21 protein-coding genes are annotated in these 17,517 nt (G+C 71.1%); 15 read left to right on the top strand and 6 right to left on the bottom strand.

Features of this window, described 5'->3' with window-relative positions:
- Window positions 1–54: 54 nt before the first annotated feature.
- Window positions 55–633, bottom strand: coding sequence for an HAD family hydrolase (locus ISP_RS46490; protein ID WP_013230784.1), 579 nt, complete (start codon window positions 631–633; stop codon window positions 55–57).
- 17 nt (window positions 634–650) lie between these two features.
- Window positions 651–1,673 (bottom strand): threonine aldolase family protein, encoded by a 1,023-nt coding sequence (locus ISP_RS46485; protein ID WP_013230783.1) that lies wholly within the window; start codon window positions 1,671–1,673, stop codon window positions 651–653.
- A gap of 136 nt (window positions 1,674–1,809) precedes the next feature.
- On the opposite strand from ISP_RS46485, the gene ISP_RS46480 reads away from it, so the two are divergent.
- From ISP_RS46480 to ISP_RS46470, 3 genes are read left to right on the top strand one after another with little or no spacing between them, the layout of a single operon-like run.
- Window positions 1,810–2,319 carry a SigE family RNA polymerase sigma factor gene (locus ISP_RS46480; protein ID WP_013230782.1) on the top strand — a complete coding sequence of 170 codons (510 nt, stop codon included), beginning with the start codon at window positions 1,810–1,812 and terminating at the stop codon, window positions 2,317–2,319.
- A complete protein-coding gene (locus ISP_RS46475) occupies window positions 2,312–3,022 on the top strand; it encodes a hypothetical protein (protein WP_013230781.1) in 711 nt (236 codons plus the stop codon). The genes ISP_RS46480 and ISP_RS46475 overlap by 8 nt, the downstream gene beginning before the upstream one ends.
- A gap of 34 nt (window positions 3,023–3,056) precedes the next feature.
- On the top strand, window positions 3,057–3,671 hold the full coding sequence (locus ISP_RS46470) for a TetR/AcrR family transcriptional regulator (protein ID WP_013230780.1): 615 nt from the start codon (window positions 3,057–3,059) through the stop codon (window positions 3,669–3,671).
- On the opposite strand, the gene ISP_RS46465 is transcribed toward ISP_RS46470, so the two are convergent.
- Both ISP_RS46465 and ISP_RS46460 read right to left on the bottom strand, forming a co-directional pair.
- A complete protein-coding gene (locus ISP_RS46465; protein WP_013230779.1) occupies window positions 3,653–4,357 on the bottom strand; it encodes a FadR/GntR family transcriptional regulator in 705 nt (234 codons plus the stop codon). The two genes, ISP_RS46470 and ISP_RS46465, sit on opposite strands and share 19 nt — an antisense overlap.
- Window positions 4,358–4,408: 51 nt before the next feature.
- On the bottom strand, window positions 4,409–5,413 hold the full coding sequence (locus ISP_RS46460) for a lactonase family protein (RefSeq protein WP_013230778.1): 1,005 nt from the start codon (window positions 5,411–5,413) through the stop codon (window positions 4,409–4,411).
- 194 nt (window positions 5,414–5,607) lie between these two features.
- On the opposite strand from ISP_RS46460, the gene ISP_RS46455 reads away from it, so the two are divergent.
- From ISP_RS46455 to ISP_RS46415, 9 genes are all read left to right on the top strand, one after another.
- Window positions 5,608–6,285 carry an SDR family NAD(P)-dependent oxidoreductase gene (locus ISP_RS46455; RefSeq protein ID WP_013230777.1) on the top strand — a complete coding sequence of 226 codons (678 nt, stop codon included), beginning with the start codon at window positions 5,608–5,610 and terminating at the stop codon, window positions 6,283–6,285.
- Between the two features lie 15 nt (window positions 6,286–6,300).
- Window positions 6,301–7,446, top strand: a complete 1,146-nt coding sequence (gene dgoD, locus ISP_RS46450) for a galactonate dehydratase (protein WP_013230776.1) — start codon at window positions 6,301–6,303, stop codon at window positions 7,444–7,446.
- Window positions 7,447–7,492: 46 nt separating this feature from the next.
- Window positions 7,493–8,920, top strand: coding sequence for an adenylosuccinate lyase (gene purB, locus ISP_RS46445; protein WP_013230775.1), 1,428 nt, complete (start codon window positions 7,493–7,495; stop codon window positions 8,918–8,920).
- 151 nt (window positions 8,921–9,071) lie between these two features.
- Window positions 9,072–9,890: an ABC transporter substrate-binding protein gene (locus tag ISP_RS46440; RefSeq protein ID WP_013230774.1), complete on the top strand. Its 819-nt coding sequence runs from the start codon at window positions 9,072–9,074 to the stop codon at window positions 9,888–9,890.
- Between the two features lies 1 nt (window position 9,891).
- A complete protein-coding gene (locus tag ISP_RS46435; RefSeq protein WP_013230773.1) occupies window positions 9,892–10,674 on the top strand; it encodes an ABC transporter substrate-binding protein in 783 nt (260 codons plus the stop codon).
- Window positions 10,675–10,766: 92 nt separating this feature from the next.
- Window positions 10,767–11,546: an ABC transporter substrate-binding protein gene (locus ISP_RS46430; RefSeq protein WP_013230772.1), complete on the top strand. Its 780-nt coding sequence runs from the start codon at window positions 10,767–10,769 to the stop codon at window positions 11,544–11,546.
- Between the two features lie 6 nt (window positions 11,547–11,552).
- Complete coding sequence (locus ISP_RS46425; protein ID WP_013230771.1) at window positions 11,553–12,317, top strand: amino acid ABC transporter permease; 765 nt, start codon at window positions 11,553–11,555, stop codon at window positions 12,315–12,317.
- Window positions 12,314–13,057: an amino acid ABC transporter ATP-binding protein gene (locus tag ISP_RS46420; RefSeq protein WP_013230770.1), complete on the top strand. Its 744-nt coding sequence runs from the start codon at window positions 12,314–12,316 to the stop codon at window positions 13,055–13,057. The genes ISP_RS46425 and ISP_RS46420 overlap by 4 nt, the downstream gene beginning before the upstream one ends.
- A gap of 42 nt (window positions 13,058–13,099) precedes the next feature.
- A complete protein-coding gene (locus ISP_RS46415; protein ID WP_014467857.1) occupies window positions 13,100–13,981 on the top strand; it encodes an MOSC domain-containing protein in 882 nt (293 codons plus the stop codon).
- On the opposite strand, the gene ISP_RS46410 is transcribed toward ISP_RS46415, so the two are convergent.
- Window positions 13,864–14,670, bottom strand: a complete 807-nt coding sequence (locus ISP_RS46410) for an SAM hydrolase/SAM-dependent halogenase family protein (RefSeq protein ID WP_013230769.1) — start codon at window positions 14,668–14,670, stop codon at window positions 13,864–13,866. The genes ISP_RS46415 and ISP_RS46410 overlap by 118 nt on opposite strands.
- A 47-nt stretch (window positions 14,671–14,717) precedes the next feature.
- Between ISP_RS46410 and ISP_RS46405 the strand changes: the two genes are divergently transcribed.
- From ISP_RS46405 to ISP_RS46395, 3 genes are all read left to right on the top strand, one after another.
- Complete coding sequence (locus ISP_RS46405; RefSeq protein ID WP_013230768.1) at window positions 14,718–15,722, top strand: phosphoribosylaminoimidazolesuccinocarboxamide synthase; 1,005 nt, start codon at window positions 14,718–14,720, stop codon at window positions 15,720–15,722.
- On the top strand, window positions 15,643–16,107 hold the full coding sequence (locus ISP_RS46400) for an NADPH-dependent FMN reductase (RefSeq protein ID WP_013230767.1): 465 nt from the start codon (window positions 15,643–15,645) through the stop codon (window positions 16,105–16,107). Before ISP_RS46405 ends, ISP_RS46400 begins: the two co-directional genes overlap by 80 nt.
- Before the next feature lie 86 nt (window positions 16,108–16,193).
- The gene (locus tag ISP_RS46395; protein WP_013230766.1) at window positions 16,194–16,877 is read left to right on the top strand and encodes a DUF2334 domain-containing protein; all 684 of its coding nucleotides are present in this window, start codon (window positions 16,194–16,196) and stop codon (window positions 16,875–16,877) included.
- On the opposite strand, the gene ISP_RS46390 is transcribed toward ISP_RS46395, so the two are convergent.
- The gene (locus tag ISP_RS46390) at window positions 16,874–17,509 is read right to left on the bottom strand and encodes an MBL fold metallo-hydrolase (RefSeq protein WP_013230765.1); all 636 of its coding nucleotides are present in this window, start codon (window positions 17,507–17,509) and stop codon (window positions 16,874–16,876) included. The two genes, ISP_RS46395 and ISP_RS46390, sit on opposite strands and share 4 nt — an antisense overlap.
- Between the last annotated feature and the right edge of the window lie 8 nt (window positions 17,510–17,517).

The following is a 17,517-nucleotide window of genomic DNA, read 5'->3' as shown; positions in this document are numbered from 1 at the left end:
GCCTAGGACATGGAGATCACGGCGGGTAGGCGGCCGTGCGGTGCGCGTGAGTGCTCAGTCCAGCCAGGCGCGGGCCGCGTCGGCGCCGTTCCACACGTGAGCCTGGAGCCCCACCGCCCGTGCACCCTCCACATTGGACTCGCGGTCGTCGAAGAACAGGCAGTCGGCCGGTTCGGCGCCGAGCTCGTCGAGCAGGAGGCGGAAGATCTTCGCCTCCGGCTTGACGCACCGGACGTCGCCCGAGAACATCGTGACGCGGAAGTACCGGGCCCAGTCCTGCGCGCGGACCCACTCGCCGAACGCGATCGGCGCGTTCGAGAGCAGCGCCAGGTTCGCGCCGGCCTCGGAGAGCGCTTCGAGCAGCGCCGCCGACGACGGCTCCAGGTGTCCCCAGCCCTCGACGTCGACGCGGGTCAGCTCGGCCGACAGCGCCTCGTCGACCGGCGCGCCCACGGCGTTGCCGACGGCCTGCCAGTATTCGAGTGGCGTGCTGCCGGCGTCGTAGGGAATCCGGTACGCCCAGTACGCCTCCAGGAACTCCGGCAGCGGCGCTCCCATCGCCGCGGCCAGGCCGGGCAGGGCGGCGCTCGGCTTGCTGAGCACGTCGCCGTAGTCGAACACGATCCAGTTCATCGGTCCCCCAGAACTTCTCAGACGCCGGTCTTGATCCGGCGTACGGCTTCTTCGACGTCGGTCGCACTCAGGTCCCGGTGGGTCACGAACCGGACCTTGCCCGCCATCTGCACCGCCCGGATGCCGAGCGAGTCGAGCCAGGCGAGCGCGGTCGGGATGTCGGGCACTTCGGCGAGCACGATGTTGGTGTCGGGCGTGTTGGCCGGCCAGCCGTGCTCGCGGAGGCCGTCGGCGAGCCGCCGGGCGTTCTCGTGCGACTCGGCCAGGTCGGGGATGCGGTCCAGCGCGATCAGGCAGGCCGCGGCCAGGACACCGCCCTGCCGGACGCCGCCGCCCAGCATCTGCCGCATCCGGCGGGCCCGCTCGACGAACGCCGCGCTGCCCGCGACGACCGAGCCGACCGGCGCGCCGAGGCCCTTGCTGAAACAGGCGGACACGGTGTCGACGCCGACGGTCAGCGCGGCCGGCGGCACTTCGAGGGCGACCGCGGCCTGCCACAGCCGGGCGCCGTCGAGGTGCACGGTCAGGCCCGCTTCCTTGGCGACGGACAGCAGCTGGGCGTGCTCGTCGGGCGGGGTCACCGCGCCGCCGGCCGCGTTGTGGGTGTTCTCGAGGCACAGCAGCGATGTCCGCAATGTGAAGTACGGCCCGGGCTGTCCGATCGCGGCCGCGAGCGTGTCGGGCGACGGGCGGCCCGGGCCGCCGTCGTGCTCGAGGATGTCCGGCATGCCGCCGGCCAGCCACGCCGCCGAGCCCAGCTCGTTGACCAGCACGTGCGCGCCCCGGGTGGCGAGGAACCGGTCGCCGCGCTGCAGGTGCAGGCTCAGCGCGATCAGGTTGGCCATCGTCCCGCTCGGCACCCAGAGCGCGGCCTGCATGCCCAGGACGTGCGCCGCGCGCTCCTCCAGCTCCGCGACCGTGGGATCGCGCTCGAGGACGTTGTCCCCGACTTCGGCGGAGGCCATCGCCGCCCGCATCGTTTCGTCCGGCCGGGTCACGGTGTCGGAGCGGAAATCCAGGACGGGCGGGGTGAAGGTCACGGACCGATCACATCACACCCACGTCGTGGAGATCAATGAGCCCTCGGGTGGTCGAACCCGCTCGGTCCGTGCAACCGTGGATGCCCCTGATTCCGTCCTCCCGGGCGAACGACAACAGAGCGGAGCACGACTGCGCGTGGACCAGCGCGACGAGCAGGAGTTCGCGGAGTACTTCGCCGCCAGGCGGGACGCCGTGCGCCGGACCGCGTACATGCTCTGCGGCGACTGGCACCGGGCGGACGACCTCGCGCAGACGGCGTTCGTCGCACTGCACCGGAGGTGGAAGAAGATCAGGGATCGCGCGGCGACCGACGCGTACGTCCGCAAGACGCTCGTCCGGGCGTCGATCGACGAATCGCGGCGTCCGTGGCGGCGCGAGTGGCAGACCGAGACGCTGCCGGAGCCGTCCGACGACACGCCCGGCCTCGACGACCTCGTCGCGACCAGGGAGGACCTGCTCGCGGCGCTGAAGGAAGTGCCGCCCAAGCAGCGCGCGGTGCTGGTCTTGCGGTTCTTCGAAGGACTCGACGTGACCGGCGCGGCGACGGCGCTGGGCTGCAGCGAAGGCAACGTGAAGAGCCAGACCGCTCGCGGGCTGGCGAACCTGAGGCAGGTCCTCGAACGGGAGGTGGAGACCAATGGATGAGCAGGAGCTGCGCTCGCTGTTCTCCGCCGCGCCCGGGGACGCCCCCGAACCGTCGTTCAGCCAGGACGACGTCGTCCGCGAATCCCGCCGCCAGACCGTGCGCCGGCGGAACCGGATCACCGCCGGGGTGAGTGCCGCCGCGCTGGTCGTCGCCGGGTTCGGCCTCTCCGGCCAGCTGTCCGGGGACAGCTCGAAGTCGATGACCGCGGCGGACCACGCCGTACCCGCGCAAGGGAGGCCGGGCGCCACGCAACCCGGAGACGGCCCGATGCGTCCTGAAATCGGGGGGGAGTCACCGAACTTCTCGTCCCGGTCACCTCAGCAGGGGGGTGCCGGGGACGGGAAGACCGGCCCATTGGCCGAAGGCGCCTCCGGGTGCGAACAGGTGGACGGGGAGCTCGCCATCGCCCTCGCTGGCGAGCTCCCCGGCCACTTCGCCGACCAGGCCGTCCCGGGCGGCGCCTGTTCGACGGTGTCGCGGTCCGCCGGGTTCCCGGTTCCGGGCGGCGAAGTCGCCGCGGCGCTGTACCCGAAGGGCGTCCCGGAGGTCTTCAAGTCCCAGCCGGCCGGCACGGTCACGGCCCGGATCGGGACGGCGTCCGGTGGGGTGCTGGTGCTGGTCAGCGTGCCTTCCGCAGGATCGGCGGCGCCGTACGCGGGCCAGGTGGACCGGTTCGCGCGCGATCTCGCGCCCCGCTTCTGAGCCCGGGTCGGCCCGGTTGGCAGAATGACCGGCCATGACCGCTGCGACCACCCCCAAGGGGGAGCGACGGCGCGCCGCGCTCGTCGAGGCCGCCGCGAAACTGCTCGTCGAGGGCGGGTTCGACGCCGTCCGGCACCGGGCGGTGGCCGAGCGGGCGGGCCTGCCGCTCGCGTCGACGACGTACTACTTCGACTCGCTGGAAGACCTGGTCACGGCGGCCGTCGAGCACCACTCGAACGCCGAGCTGGCGACCGGCCGCCGCCGGCTCGAGGAGCTCGCGACCCGCAACCGCGGGGTGCAGGCGACCGTCGACCTGGTGCTGGACCTGCTGCTCGGCCCGGGCAGCGGTGACCCGGCGGCCGACGCCGAAGCCGTTCTCCTGCGGTACGAGCGGCTGGTCGCGACCGGCCGCCGCCCGTACCTGCGGCCGCTGATGCGGACGCTGTCGGCCCAGCTCAACGAGCTGCTGACGGAGATCTTCGCCCGGTCGGGCACCCCGGTCACCGAAACCGAGCTGGAGCGGCTGGTCGCGCTGGTCGACGGCGCGGTGGTGAACGCCCTGATCGCGGTCGACCCGGAGCCCCGCGCGGCGGCGGCCCGGATGCTCCAGGCGGCGCTGGAGCCCGCCGCTCAAGACCGCGTGCGCTGAGCTTTCTCGAGGTCTTCGCGGGCCTTCGTGACCAGGGCGAGCATCGCCTGCTCCGCCGCGGCCGGATCGCCCGCGACGATCGCGTCGAACACCTTCCGGTGGTTCGGCACCGGGTCCTCCGCGGCCGAGGAGCCGTGCACGAGCTTGTCGCGCTCGGCCAGCCCGATCGCGATGACCCGTTCCATCCGCATCAGGAAGCTGTTGTGCGTGGCGGCCATCAGCCGGCGGTGGAAGGCGAGGTCGGCCTGGACGCTCGCCGCCGGATCATCCCCCGCGGCGGCCATGTCGGCGAGCGCCTCCCGCAGCGCCTCGAGGTCGTCCTCGGTCGCCCGCTCGGCGGCGAACCGGGCGGCGGCGGGCTCGACGACCGCGCGCACCTCGGTGAGCTCGTCGAGCAGCACCGGATCATCGGCGGCCGCGGTCTGCCAGCGCATGACGTCGGCGTCGAGCATGTTCCACTTTTCGCGCGGCTGCACGAAGGTGCCCCGCTTCTGCCGGGCATCGATCATGCCCTTGGCGGCCAGCACCTTCAGCGCTTCGCGCAGCGCGGTCAGGCTGATGTCGAGCTCTTCGCGCAGCGCGGGCAGGTCCAGGACGGTGCCCTCGCCCCACTCGTCGGAGAGGATCCGGCTGGCCAGTGCCTCCACGGTCTGGCCGTGCAGCCCGCGTGGCCGGTGTTCGGTCAATGGAGGGGCCCTCTCAGCCGGGGAGGTGATGACGGCATTATCGATCCGGGGTCAAGAAAGCGAAACCGGCAGCACGAACGTCGGCGACCCCGTCGGGTAGTACCGCAGCTCCGCCTCGCCGGACGCGGTCAGCGTGAACGCCGTGATCGCGTTCTCCGACTGCGCCGCCACGTAACAAGTGCCGTCCACCAAGGCGAAGTGCCGCGGGTTCGCGCCGCACGGCTGGTCCGCCACCGCGGCCGCCTCGTCCAGCGCGAACTCCGTGACGCAGTCCGGCCCGCGGTTCGACACGTACAGGCGCGAGTCGGTCAGCTCCAGGTGCGCCACCAGGTTGGGCGTCACGGAAGAAAGCGTCGACGGCGTCGAGGACACCACCTCGAACGCGCCCGGTGCCTTCTCGCGGACGGTCACCAGCGTCCCGGCCAGCTCGCCGACGACGTAGGCCAGGTCCGTGCCCGGCCGGCGCACCAGCTGGCGCGGCCCCGTGCCCGGCGGCAGCGAAGACACCGCCAACGGCTCGAGGGCACCCGATGGCGTCAGCGTGTAGCTGCGGATCTCGTCCGTGCCGAGGTCGACCGCGCTCACGACGGACCCGTCCGCCGACGGGACCGCCATGTGGACGTGCGCCGCCTCCTGGCGGTCGGACACCGGGCCGGTGCCGTGGTGCTGGACCAGGGCCGTCCGGGCGGACGGCGCACCGGACGGCGACAGCGAAAACACCGCGACACTGCCGCCGGTGTAGTTGGCGCACACCAGGAACCGGCCGTCCGGCGTCACCGCCAGGTGGCACGGGTGCGCACCGCCCGTCTCGGCCGTGCCCAGCACCGACAGCTCGCCCGACGGCGAGATGGCCAACGCCGTCACGCCACCGGTGGACAGCTCGTTGGCCGCGTACAGCACCGGCAACGACGGGTGGCGCGTCAGCCACGACGGCGACTCCAGCGGCAGCGAAGCCACTTCGCGCAACGAGCCGGACGGCGACCGCGAGAGCGTCGTGATCCCGGTGCCGTTCCCCGCATCGCCGGTGTAGCACCCGACGAAGACCAGCTCAGCCATGCGCGCTCCTCAACAGCGTTTCGACCAGCGAAGCCTAGGGCGCGTGATCTTCCGGCGATAGCTCCCGAATCAGCGGCCTCGGCTATAAACTTAATTTAGGTTTTATTATTGACGATGGCCGCTCCGTCTCGGCATGCTCGGCAGGAGTTCCACGACCATGCTCACGGCAGAGAACTCCGAGGACGGGAGAGGCGATGCGGACAGCGGTGGTGACCGGAGCGGCGTCCGGCATCGGGGCGGCGACGGCGCGGAAGCTCCTGGCGGACGGCTACCGCGTGCTGGGCGTGGACGTCGCCGAACTGCCCGCCGGCGTCACGCCGATCCGGGGTTCGGTGAGCGACGAAGCGACCTGGGCGGCCATCGGCGAGGTGGACGCGCTGGTCAGCAACGCCTACGTGCCCAGCACCGGGCCGCTGCACGAGATCGGCCGCGCCGAGTGGCAGCGCCAGCTCGACGTCAACCTGACCGGCGCCTACCTGGCCGTGAAGGCGTGCCTGCCGTCGCTGCGGGAACGTCGTGGCGCCATCGTGCTGGTCTCCTCGGTGCACGCGCACTTCGGCCTGCCGGGCCATCCCGCGTACGCCGCGAGCAAGGGCGCGCTCGTCGCGCTCGCCCGGCAGCTGGCCGTCGAGTACGGCCCCGAGGTGCGGGTCAACTCCGTGCTGCCGGGGCCGGTGCTCACCGAAGCCTGGAAGCACATCCCGCCGGCGGATCGCGAACGCAGCGCGCGGGCGACGCCGGCGGGTCGCCTCGGCCGGCCGGAGGAGGTCGCGGACGTGATCGCGTTCCTGCTCTCGGCCGCCGCGTCGTTCGTCACCGGGGCCGAACTGACGGTCGACGGCGGCTGGTCCGCCGCCAAGGATTCCGCGTAGAAACGGGGCACACGGGTGAAGATCACCGCCATCGAAACGTTCCTGGTCGCGCCGCGCTGGCTGTTCCTCAAGGTCAGTACCGACGAAGGGATCAGCGGCTGGGGCGAGCCCGTGGTCGAGGGCCGCGCGGAGACCGTGCGCGCGGCCGTGCACGAACTGTCCGAGCTGCTGATCGGCCAGGACCCGCTGCGCATCGAGGACCACTGGCAGGTGCTGCGCCGCGGCGGGTTCTACCGCGGCGGCCCGGTGCTCTCCAGCGCCCTGGCCGGGTTCGACCACGCGCTGTGGGACATCGCGGGCAAGGTCCGCAACGCGCCGGTGCACGAGCTGCTCGGCGGCCCGGTCCGCGACCGCGTCCGCGTCTACAGCTGGGTCGGCGGCGACCGCCCGGCCGGTATCCGCGAAGCCGTGGCCGCCCAGGTCGAGGCCGGGTTCACCGCGGTGAAGATGAACGTCGCCGGCCCGCTGGCGGCGATCGCCTCCCCGGCCGAGGCCGACGCTGCGGTGGCGCGCGCCTGGGAAGCTCGGGAGGCGCTCGGCCCGCACCGCGACCTCGCCATCGACTTCCACGGCCGCGTCTCGCCCGCGATGGCGCGCCGGCTGGTGCGGATGCTGGAGGACGTCCAGCCGATGTTCGTCGAGGAGCCGGTGCTGCCGGAGACCCAGGGCGACGCGCTGCGTGCGGTCGTCGAGGCGTCCACGGTGCCGATCGCGGTCGGCGAGCGGCTCTATTCGCGGTGGGAGTTCAAGCCGGTGCTCGACGCCGGTGTCGCGGTCGTCCAGCCGGATCCGTCGCACGCCGGCGGCATCTCGGAGCTGCGGCGGATCGGCGCGCTGGCCGAGATGTACGGCGCTTCGCTGGCGCCGCACTGCCCGCTCGGCCCGATTTCGCTGGCCGCGTCGCTGCAGGTGGCCTTCGCGACGCCGAACTTCCTGATCCAGGAACAAAGTGCGGGCATGCACTACCACGACGGCCGGGAGCACGGATACCTCGTCGATCCGTCGGTCTTCGCCTTCCAGGACGGTTACGCGGCCCGGCCGCTCAAGCCCGGCCTCGGCATCGAAGTCGACGAAGCGGCCGTGCGCCGCGCGGACGAGATCGGGCACGCCTGGCGCTCACCGGTGTGGCGGCACGACGACGGCAGCTTCGCCGAATGGTGAAAGCCCGGGCCGTCATCGCGCTGACCTGCGCAGGTATGTTGAGGGCGTGACGGACAAGCCCCGCATTCCGAACGTACTCGCCGCCCGCTACGCCTCGGCGGACCTGGTCTCGCTCTGGTCCCCGGAGCAGAAGGTGGTCCTCGAACGGCAGCTCTGGCTCGCCGTCCTCAAGGCCCAGCGGGACCTCGGCGTCGAGGTGCCGGATGGCGTCGTCGAGGCGTACGAGCGGGTCGTCGGCGACGTCGACCTCGAGTCGATCGCCGCCCGCGAGCGCGTCACCCGCCACGACGTCAAGGCGCGGATCGAGGAGTTCAGCGACCTCGCCGGCCACGAGCACATCCACAAGGGCATGACCTCGCGCGACCTCACCGAGAACGTCGAGCAGCTGCAGCTGCTCCGCTCCCTCGAGCTCGTGCGCACCCGCGTCGCCGCCGTGCTGGCGCGGCTGGCCACCCTCGCCGTCGAGCACGCCGACACCGTCATGGCCGGGCGCTCGCACAACGTCGCCGCGCAGGCCACCACCCTCGGCAAGCGGTTCGCCACGGCGGCCGACGAGCTGCTGGTCGCCTTCGAGCGGCTCGACAACCTCATCGAGCGCTACCCGCTGCGCGGCATCAAGGGCCCGGTCGGCACCGCGCAGGACATGCTCGACCTGCTCGGCGACGAGTCCACTTTGGACCAGCTCGAGGATCGCGTGATGCAGCACCTCGGGTTCAACCGGCGGTTCGTCAGCGTCGGCCAGGTGTACCCGCGCTCGCTCGACTTCGACGTGCTGTCCACTGTGGTCCAGCTCGCCGCGGCGCCGTCCAGCCTGGCCAAGACGATCCGGCTGATGGCCGGGCACGAGCTGGTCACCGAGGGCTTCAAGCCCGGCCAGGTCGGCTCGTCCGCCATGCCGCACAAGATGAACACCCGCTCGTGCGAGCGGGTGAACGGCCTGGCCGTCGTGCTGCGCGGCTACCTGTCGATGATCGGCGAGCTGGCCGGCGACCAGTGGAACGAGGGCGACGTCTCCGACTCGGTCGTCCGCCGGGTCGCGCTGCCGGACAGTTTCTTCGCCCTCGACGGCCTGCTGGAGACGTTCCTCACCGTGCTCGCCGAGTTCGGCGCCTTCCCGGCGGTGATCGAGCGTGAGCTTGATCGCTACCTGCCCTTCCTCACCACGACGAAGGTGCTCATGGCGTCGGTCCGCGGCGGCGTCGGGCGTGAGACGGCCCACGAAGCGATCAAGGAGCACGCGGTCGCCGTCGCGCTCGAGATGCGCGAAGGCCGCGCCGAGAACGACCTCCTCGACCGGTTCGCGGCCGACGACCGCATCCCGCTCGACCGCGGTGAGCTGGACAAACTCCTCGCCGACCGGATTTCGTTCACCGGCACGGCCGGGCGGCAGGTCGCGCAGGTGGCCGAGCGCGTCACCCACGTCCTCGAGCGGTTCCCCGAGGCCACGGGGTACGTCCCGCAGCCGATCCTGTGAGCTGACGCACGAGTCCACGGATTGGAACGAATCCACTCGAACGGGCGAAATCCCTAATCTCGATCGCACGAACCCGGAGCGTCAGGACGTCTACCCAGTGACCTGACGTGCTTTCCTCGCGCCCTTGGGGCGCCGACCTCTGGAAGAAGCGATGAGATCCACGCTGTCGAAAATCGCCGCGGCCGTCACCGCGGGCGCGCTGACGTTGACCCTCGCCGCCTGCGGTGGCTCCGACGCGGGGCCGGCCACCCTGCGCGTCGGGACGCTGAGCGACGCCCCGCCGTCGATCTACCTGGAGAACGGGCGGTTCACCGGCTACGACAACGAGTTGCTGCGCGACATCGCCAAGCGTGAAGGCTTCGAGGTCGAGTTCGTCGGCACCGAGTTCTCCAGCCTGCTCGCCGGCGTCGCGGGCGGCAAGTTCGACATCGGCAGCTCGACGATCTCCAGCACCGAGGCCCGCAAGAAAACGGTCGCCTTCTCCAACGGCTACAACACCGGCTTCACCACGGTCGTCACGGCGAAGGGCGCGAACCTGAAGGACACGGGTGCGCTGGGCGGCAAGCGCCTCGGCGTGGTCCAGGGTTCGGTGCAGGACGAGTTCGCGGGCAAGGTCGCCGGCGCCCAGGTCGTCCGCTTCCCGGACTACAACGCGGGCTTCGCGCAGCTGAAGAACGGCACCCTCGACGGCTGGGTCGTGCCGCAGGACATCGGGCAGAAGTACCTGGACCAGAACCCGAACGTCCCGCTCGAGCTCGGGTACACGGTCGAGGACAAGGACACGCCGTCGGCGTTCGCGGTGGCCAAGAAGAACACCGAACTGCTGAACAAGCTGAACGACGGCCTCGCGAAGGCCGTCGCGGATGGCACGGTCGCCCGCATCTACGGGCAGTTCTACAAGAACACGCCGCTGTCGAAGGAACTGCAGCAGGGCGGGCCCGGCCTGACCGTGAAGAACCTGGGGGCGTGACATGAAGAAGCTGATCGTCACCGTGCTGGCGGCCGCGCTCACGCTGACCGCGTGCGGCGGCTCGGACAGCGCTTCCGCGACGCTGCGCGTGGGCACGCTGAGCGATGCGCCGCCGAACATCTACCTCAAGGACGGCAACTACACCGGCTTCGACAACGAGTTGCTCAAGGCCATCGCGGCCAAGCAGAACCTCAAGCTGGAGTTCGCCGCGACCGACTTCTCGGCGCTGCTCGGGCAGGTCGCGTCGGGCCGCTACGACATCGCCAGCTCGGCGATCGCGCAGACCGACGAGCGCAAGAAGACGGTCGACTTCTCGGCGGCCTACGACTTCGAAACGATGAGCATCCAGGCCAAGCAGGGCACGCCGGTCACCGACGAAAAAGGCCTGGCCGGCCAGCGCGTCGCCGTCATCCAGGCGACCGTCGGCGACCACTGGCTGACCAGCACGGTCCCGTCGGCGCAGGCCGTGCGCTTCCCCGACTACGCCGCCGCGCTGACCGCGTTGAAGAGCGGCGCGGTCGACGCGTACATCCTGGACCAGTCCATCGCCGAGAAGAACGTCGCCGACAACCCGGACGCCAAGCTGGTGGTCGTGAAGAGCTTCGTCACGGACGTGCCGCACGGGTTCGCGGTCAAGAAGGGCAACGCCGAGCTGCTCGGCAAGATCGACAGCGGGCTCAAGCAGGTGATCTCCGACGGGACCTGGCTTAAGCTGCACCAGCAGTTCCTGCCGACCGCTCCGGTGCCGGCCGGGTTCCAGGGTTACCAATCCGGCCAAAAGTAGGCCGACCCCCACGGGGGCACGTAACCTTTGTCGCAAAGTTATTCGGCCGTGGCTGTGGTCGGATTGGTAACGATCGGCACAGTAGGAGAAGCATGAAGAAGACACTGGTCACGGCGCTCACCGCGACCTTGCTGGCCGCGCTCACGGCGTGCGGCGGCTCGGACAGCGGCGGCGACAAGACCCTGCGCGTCGGCACGCTGAGCGACTCGAAGCCGAACGCCTACCAGGAGAACGGCAACTACACCGGCTTCGACAACGAGCTGCTGAAGGCCATCGCGGCCAAGGAAGGCCTGAAGCTGGAGTTCGCCGCGACCGAGTTTTCGGCGCTGCTCGGCCAGGTCGCGAACGGCACGTTCGACATCGGCAGCTCGGCGATCTCCCAGACCGACGCCCGCAAGAAGACCGTCGACTTCTCGGCGCCGTACAACTACCAGGCGCTCGGCATCGAGGCCAAGGAGACCGCCGGCATCACCGACGAGAACTCCTTGGCGGGCAAGCGGATCGGCGTCGTCCAGGGCACGGTCTCGGACACGTGGCTCGGCACGAACGCACCGACCGCGCAGGCTGTCCGGTTCCCCAATGACGCCGCGGCCCTCAACGCCCTCAAGACCGGCGCGATCGACGGCGCGGTGTTCGACCAGGCCACCGCCGAGGACTACGCGAAGAACAACGCCGACGCGAAGCTCAAGGTGACCAAGGCCATCACCACGACCATCCCGCACGGGTTCGCCTTCAAGAAGGGCAACACCGACCTGATCAACAAGATCAACGACGGCCTGAAGAAGGTCATCGCGGACGGCACGTGGGTCAAGGTGCACGACCAGTTCGAACCCACCGCGCCGGTGCCCGCCGAGTTCAAGGCGGGGCAGTAGTCCACAATGGACGATTTCGTCAACACGTTCCTGGACTGGGACTACATTTCCCAAGTCCTGCCGGACCTGCTGAAGACCGGACTGCTCAACACGCTGATCCTGTCGGTGTCCTCGGCGCTGATCGGCACCGTCGTCGGCATGGTGCTGGCGGTGATGGGGCTGTCCACCAAGTGGTGGCTGCGCTGGCCCGCGCGGATCTACACCGACATCTTCCGCGGGCTGCCGGCCATCCTCACGATCCTGCTGATCGGCCAGGGGCTCGGCACGCTCGCCCGGGACGTCGTCGGCACGAACCCGTACCCGATGGGCATTTTGGCGCTGTCGCTGATCGCCGCGGCCTACATCGGCGAGATCTTCCGGTCCGGCATCCAGAGCGTGGACAAGGGCCAGATGGAGGCCAGCCGGGCGCTCGGGATGAGCTACACCAAGTCGATGCTGCTGGTGATCATCCCGCAGGGCGTCCGGCGGGTGCTGCCGGCGCTGGTGAACCAGTTCATCGCGCTGGTCAAGGACTCCAGCCTCGTCTACGTGCTCGGGCTGCTGTCCGGGCAGCGCGAGCTGTTCCGGATCGGCCAGGACCTCGCGGCGAACACCGGCAACCTGTCGCCGCTGGTCGCCGCCGGCGTGTTCTTCCTGGTGATCACCGTGCCGCTGACGCACCTGGTCAACTACATCGACAAGAAGCTCCGGACCGGCCGCAAGGTGCGCGTTGACGAGCCGGGCGACGGAGACGAGCTGGACCTGGTCGCCAGCGGGAAGGTTCCCTCGTGACGACGACGGCGGTGCGCTCGTCCAGTGTGGAGCTGCGGGACATCCACGTCAGCTTCGGCACGCTCGAAGTCCTGCGCGGAGTCGACCTCCGGGTCGAGAGCGGGAAGACGACGTGCGTCATCGGCCCGTCCGGCTCCGGCAAGTCGACGCTCCTGCGCTGCGTGAACCGCTTGCAGGAGCCCGATTCCGGCGATCTGCTGCTCGACGGCGAATCGGTGATCAAGGCCGACCCGGACGCCCTGCGCCAGCGCGTCGGCATGGTGTTCCAGCACTTCAACCTCTTCGGCCACCGGAGCGTGCTGGACAACATCGTGCTGCCGCTGCGCAGCGTGAAGAAGCTGAGCAAGGAGGAGGCGTCGGCGATCGCCCGGGCTCGCTTGGCGGACGTCGGCCTGGCGGACAAGGCGCCGTACCGGCCCAGCGCGTTGTCCGGCGGCCAGCAGCAGCGCGTCGCGATCGCGCGGGCGCTGGCGATGGACCCCGAGGTGATGCTCTTCGACGAGGCGACGAGCGCGCTGGACCCGGAGCTGGTCAAGGGCGTGCTGAACCTGATGGCGGGCCTGGCTTCGCGGGGGCTGACGTTGATCGTGGTGACGCACGAGATGGGGTTCGCCCGCAGCGTGGCCGACGAGGTGGCGTTCATGGACGCGGGCCGCATCGTCGAGCAGGGCCCACCGGCGGAGCTCTTCGACGAGCCGCAGAGCCCGCGCTTGCAGCGGTTCCTCTCACAGGTGCTCTGAAAGGAGAGGATTCGGCGGCCGTGGCCCGGGTAGCCTGCGGAGATGGCGAGAATCGCTCGGCTGACGTATTACCCGGTCAAGGCCTGCGCCGGCGTCGACGTGCCGTCCGCCGAGGTGACCTCCGCCGGGCTCGCGCACGACCGGGTCTTCCAGGTCATCACCCCGGACAGCGACATCCTCACGCAGCGGCCGCACCCGGTCATGGCGACCGTCCGGCCGCGGGTGCTCGGCGACCGGCTCGCGCTGTCCGCCCCCGGTCGTGAAGACGTCGTCTTCGCCATCCGGCGCGACGGCCCGCGGCGCCCGGTGTCGATGTCCGCCTGGGACGGCGAAGGCGTCCGGCAAGATCCCCAGGCTGACGAGTGGTTCTCGGACCTGCTCGGCCGGCCGGCCGAACTGATCGGCGTCGCGCCCGAGCACCACCGAGTCACCGTCGGCGAGTTTCCGGGCGCGGCGGCCTTCGCGGACGGGCACGCGGTGCTCATCGCCTCCGAGTCCTCTTTGGACAGCCTGAACGAGCGGATCGCCGCCGGTCAGGGCGAACCCGTCCCGATGGACCGCTTCCGCCCCAACCTCGTCATCGCCGGCTGGGCCGAACCCCACCGCGAGGACGAAGCCCGCGAGCTGACCGCCGGCACCGCGAAGTTCGGTTACGCCGAGAAGTGCGTCCGCTGCACGGTCCCGATGGTCGACCAGGAGACCGGCGAGAAGGCCGGCCCCGAACCGATCCGCACCCTCGCCACCTACCGGCGTGACCCGCGCGGCGGCGTCGTCTTCGGGATGAAGGCCGCGGTGCTGCGGCCGGGTCAGGTCGCGGTCGGCGACGAGGTGATCGTGCACTCCTGGGCCGGCCCGAGCCCGAGCACGGCCGCCGCGGAGCCGCCGTTCACGGCGACGGCGAGCCGGCCCGCCGAGTCGGTGTAGAGCACCGACGCGCCGGCGGGGACGTCGGCGAAGGTCCGCCCGAGCACGGTGGTCACCGCCACCCGCTCGCTGTGCACGGAAACCGCGCCCGACAGGCCCGAGAGCTCGAGGTCCGCCGGGGTCGCCGCCAGCTGGACGTTGCCGAAGTGGTCGACCGTCAGGACCTCCGACACGAGCTTCCCGGGGAACGCGGCGACGAACGGCTCGGGCATCGCGACCAGGTCGGCCACCGGGTCGCCGAAGTCCGCGGGGGCGACACCCAGCGCGAGGTGCGCGGCCGCGGGCGCGAAGACGTCCCGCCCGTGGAACGTCGCCGACGTCGCCGGCAGCCGCAGCGACGGCTCGGCGAGTTCGTACGCCGCCTGGACCCCGCCCAGCGCCTGCGCGGCGGGCAGCAGCAGGCCGTTGTCCGGCCCGACCAGCAGCCCGTCCTCCGCGACGACGACCACGCCGAGCCGCGCGGTCCCGACACCGGGGTCGACGACCGCGACGTGCACCGATTCCGGCAGGTAGGGGACCGTCTGGGCCAGCGCCATCGCCCCGTGCCGGATGTCCTGGGGCGGCACTTCGTGGGTCACGTCGAGCACCCGCACCGCGGGCGCCAGCCGCGCGATCACGCCGTGGCAGGCCGCCACGAAGCCGTCGCGCAGGCCGTAGTCGGTGGTCACCGAGATCCAGTCGTACGCCATGCCAGCATCATCCATGGTGGCGGAGGGTGCCCGTTAGGGTTCAGCGCGTGACACCCCTCCCCACCCTCGAACGGCTGGCCACCGGCAAGGTCCGTGACCTGTACGCGGTGGGCGACGAGCACCTGCTGGTCGTCGCCTCCGACCGCATCTCCGCCTTCGAACGCGTCTTCCCCACCTCGGTCCCCGGCAAGGGCCGCGTGCTCACCGCGATGAGCGTGTTCTGGTTCCGCCAACTCGCCGACGTCCTCCCGAACCACCTCGTGACCTGCGAGGGACCGCTCATCCCGGAGGCCGTGCGCGGCCGCGCGCTGCTGGTCGAGCGGCTCGACATGCTGCCGGTGGAGGCGGTCGTCCGGGGCTACCTCACCGGCCGCGGGTATGCGGACTACCGCCGGTCCGGGCAGGTGTGCGGGCTGGCGCTGCCGCCCGGCCTGGCCGAGTCGGCCCGGCTGCCCGAGCCGATCTTCACCCCGTCCACCAAGGCGCCCCGCGGCTGCAAGGACGAGAACATCGACTTCGGTAGGTGCGTCTCGGTGCTGGGCCGCGCGCTCGCCGGGGAGGTCCGGGAGGCCTCTCTGGAGCTGTACCGCCGGGGCGCCGCGCGCGCGGCGGAGCAGGGCCTGCTGTTGGCGGACACGAAGTTCGAATTCGGCATCGGCGCCGGCGGGGGGCTCGTGCTCGCGGACGAGCTGCTGACACCCGATTCGGCGCGCTACTGGCTCGCCGACGGCCACCAGCCCGGCGTCCCGCAGCCGTCGTTCGACAAGCAGCACGTGCGCGACTGGCTGGTCGACCCGGTGTCCGGCTGGGACTGCGTCTCCCCGCTGCCGCCACTGCCGCCCGAAGTGGTGACGGCCACGCGCGACCGGTACATCGAGGCGTACCAGCGCATCACCGGGCTTTCGCTGGCAGACTGGCCTCGTGATCCTGCTGATCTGCGGCAGCCTGCGAGCCGGCTCGGGCAATGCGGCGGTGCTGGGGACCGTCGCGACCCTCACCGCGAGCAAGACGTACACCGGCCTTGCCGATCTGCCGCACTTCAACCCCGATGACGACCGCGACCCGCTGCACCCCGAGGTGGTCTCGCTGCGTGCCGCGCTGCAGGAAGCCGACGCGGTCCTGATCTGCACGCCGGAGTACGCGGGCGGGCTGCCGGGCTCGTTCAAGAACCTCCTCGACTGGACGGTCGGCGGCGGCGAGATGTACGGCAAGCCGGTGGCCTGGATCAACGCGTCCTCGATCGCGGCCCCGACCGGCGGCCGGGACGCGCACGACTCGCTGCGGAAGGTCTTCACGTACGCGGGCGCGAAGATCGTCGAAGAGGCCTGCGCGCGGATCCCGGTCGCGCGCGTGGACGTCGCCGACGGCCAGGTCGCCGACCCCGATCTGCGGGGCCGCATCGCGGTGGCGGTGCAGCGCCTGCGTGAAGGGGTCTGAGCCTTCCGGCAACGGTCGCCCGCCCGTTCTGCGCAGTTCACGGGAGTTTCAGACGCGTGCGTCCCAATGGGGACGTGGACGCTCGCTTGCTGGTTTCGCTGTCGGGAATCACCCCGCGCACGCTGCACCGGTGCGCCGACCTCGCGGCCGAGCTCGACCGCCGCAAGGTGCCGCTCTCGGTACTGTACGCCGCCCGCACCGGCGAAGGCCCGGTGACGGAGTGGGTGCGCACCCGCGCCCGCGGCGGTGATTCCGTGCTGCTGCACGGCTACGACCACGCCATCACGCCCACGCACCGCACGGTGTACCTGGGCAAGCGGGCGGAGTTCGCGACGCTTCCGGCACACGAGGCGCGCCTGCGGCTGATCGCCGCGAAGGCCGCGCTGGACAACGCCGGCTTGTCGGTCGACGGCTTCGCCCCGCCCCGCTGGATCGCCTCCCCGGGCACGCTGCAGGCGCTGGCCGAGCACGGTTTCCGGCTGTGCGCGGACCTCGGCGCGGTCCGCGACCTCGTCACCGGCGAGGTGCGCCGCGCGCGGGTGAGTGAGTTCACGAGCCAGTCGCACCGCACGGAGACGGTGCGCTGCTTCACCCTGGTGCTGGCGGCGGCCCGCTCGGCCCGCCGGGGCGGGCTGGTCCGGCTGGGGGTCGATGCCACGGACCTGACCCGCCCCGGCCTCCGCCAGGCGCTGCTCGACGCGGTGGACGTCGCCCTGGAGAACCGGGCGTTCGGCGCGACCTACGGCTCGCTGCGCGTGGTGGCGGCCTAGACCTTCGCGGGTTCGCCCCGGTCGAGCACCTTGACCTCGGTGCCTTCGGGCGCGAGGTTCCCGAAGAGGCCGTAGTGCATGGCGGGGTTGGCGAGCACGGCTTCGTGGATGGGCACGGCCACCCGCGGCGCGACGGCCCGCAGGTAGTCGACGGCCTCCCCGGCCTTGAGCCACGGTGCCCCGGTGGGCAGCCCCAGGACGTCGATCTGCTGTCCGGGCACGAAGAACGAGTCGCCGGGGTGGAAGAAAGCACCGTCGTCGAAGACGTACCCGATGTTCGGGATGACGGGGATGTCCGAGTGGATGACGGCGTGCTCCCCGCCGACGGCCTTGATGGCGGTGTCCCCGACGGCGAAGGCGTCCCCGACGTTCGCCACGTCGAACTCCAGGCCGAGTTTCTCGACCTCGGGAGCGGACCCGGGATCGACGATCAGCTTGGCACCGGGGTTGGCTTCGAGGACCCGGGGCAGCCGTTCGACGTCGAGGTGGTCGAAGTGCTGGTGCGTGACCAGCACGGCGGACAGCTCCCGCTCACCTTCGAAGCCGGTGGAGAAGACGCCGGGATCGATCAGGATCCGCTCGGAGCCGGTCTCCAGCAACAGGCAGGCGTGTCCGAAATGGACGATACGCATCGATGGTT

It is taken from the genome of Amycolatopsis mediterranei (assembly GCF_026017845.1).
Lineage (GTDB): Bacteria > Actinomycetota > Actinomycetes > Mycobacteriales > Pseudonocardiaceae > Amycolatopsis > Amycolatopsis mediterranei.
The sequence above is the reverse complement of the archived record's forward strand: the minus strand, read 5'-3'. Positions and strand labels throughout refer to the sequence as shown.

Bases quoted from the DNA above. Each gene is read 5' to 3' on its own strand.
- ISP_RS46490 (WP_013230784.1), bottom strand. From the start codon at position 633: ATGAACTGGATCGTGTTCGACTACGGCGACGTGCTCAGCAAGCCGAGC.
- ISP_RS46440 (WP_013230774.1), top strand. From the start codon at position 9,072: ATGAGATCCACGCTGTCGAAAATCGCCGCGGCCGTCACCGCGGGCGCG.
- ISP_RS46435 (WP_013230773.1), top strand. From the start codon at position 9,892: ATGAAGAAGCTGATCGTCACCGTGCTGGCGGCCGCGCTCACGCTGACC.
- ISP_RS46455 (WP_013230777.1), top strand. From the start codon at position 5,608: ATGCGGACAGCGGTGGTGACCGGAGCGGCGTCCGGCATCGGGGCGGCG.
- ISP_RS46410 (WP_013230769.1), bottom strand. From the start codon at position 14,670: ATGGCGTACGACTGGATCTCGGTGACCACCGACTACGGCCTGCGCGAC.
- ISP_RS46425 (WP_013230771.1), top strand. From the start codon at position 11,553: ATGGACGATTTCGTCAACACGTTCCTGGACTGGGACTACATTTCCCAA.
- ISP_RS46390 (WP_013230765.1), bottom strand. From the start codon at position 17,509: ATGCGTATCGTCCATTTCGGACACGCCTGCCTGTTGCTGGAGACCGGC.
- ISP_RS46415 (WP_014467857.1), top strand. From the start codon at position 13,100: ATGGCGAGAATCGCTCGGCTGACGTATTACCCGGTCAAGGCCTGCGCC.
- ISP_RS46475 (WP_013230781.1), top strand. From the start codon at position 2,312: ATGGATGAGCAGGAGCTGCGCTCGCTGTTCTCCGCCGCGCCCGGGGAC.
- ISP_RS46460 (WP_013230778.1), bottom strand. From the start codon at position 5,413: ATGGCTGAGCTGGTCTTCGTCGGGTGCTACACCGGCGATGCGGGGAAC.
- ISP_RS46430 (WP_013230772.1), top strand. From the start codon at position 10,767: ATGAAGAAGACACTGGTCACGGCGCTCACCGCGACCTTGCTGGCCGCG.
- ISP_RS46470 (WP_013230780.1), top strand. From the start codon at position 3,057: ATGACCGCTGCGACCACCCCCAAGGGGGAGCGACGGCGCGCCGCGCTC.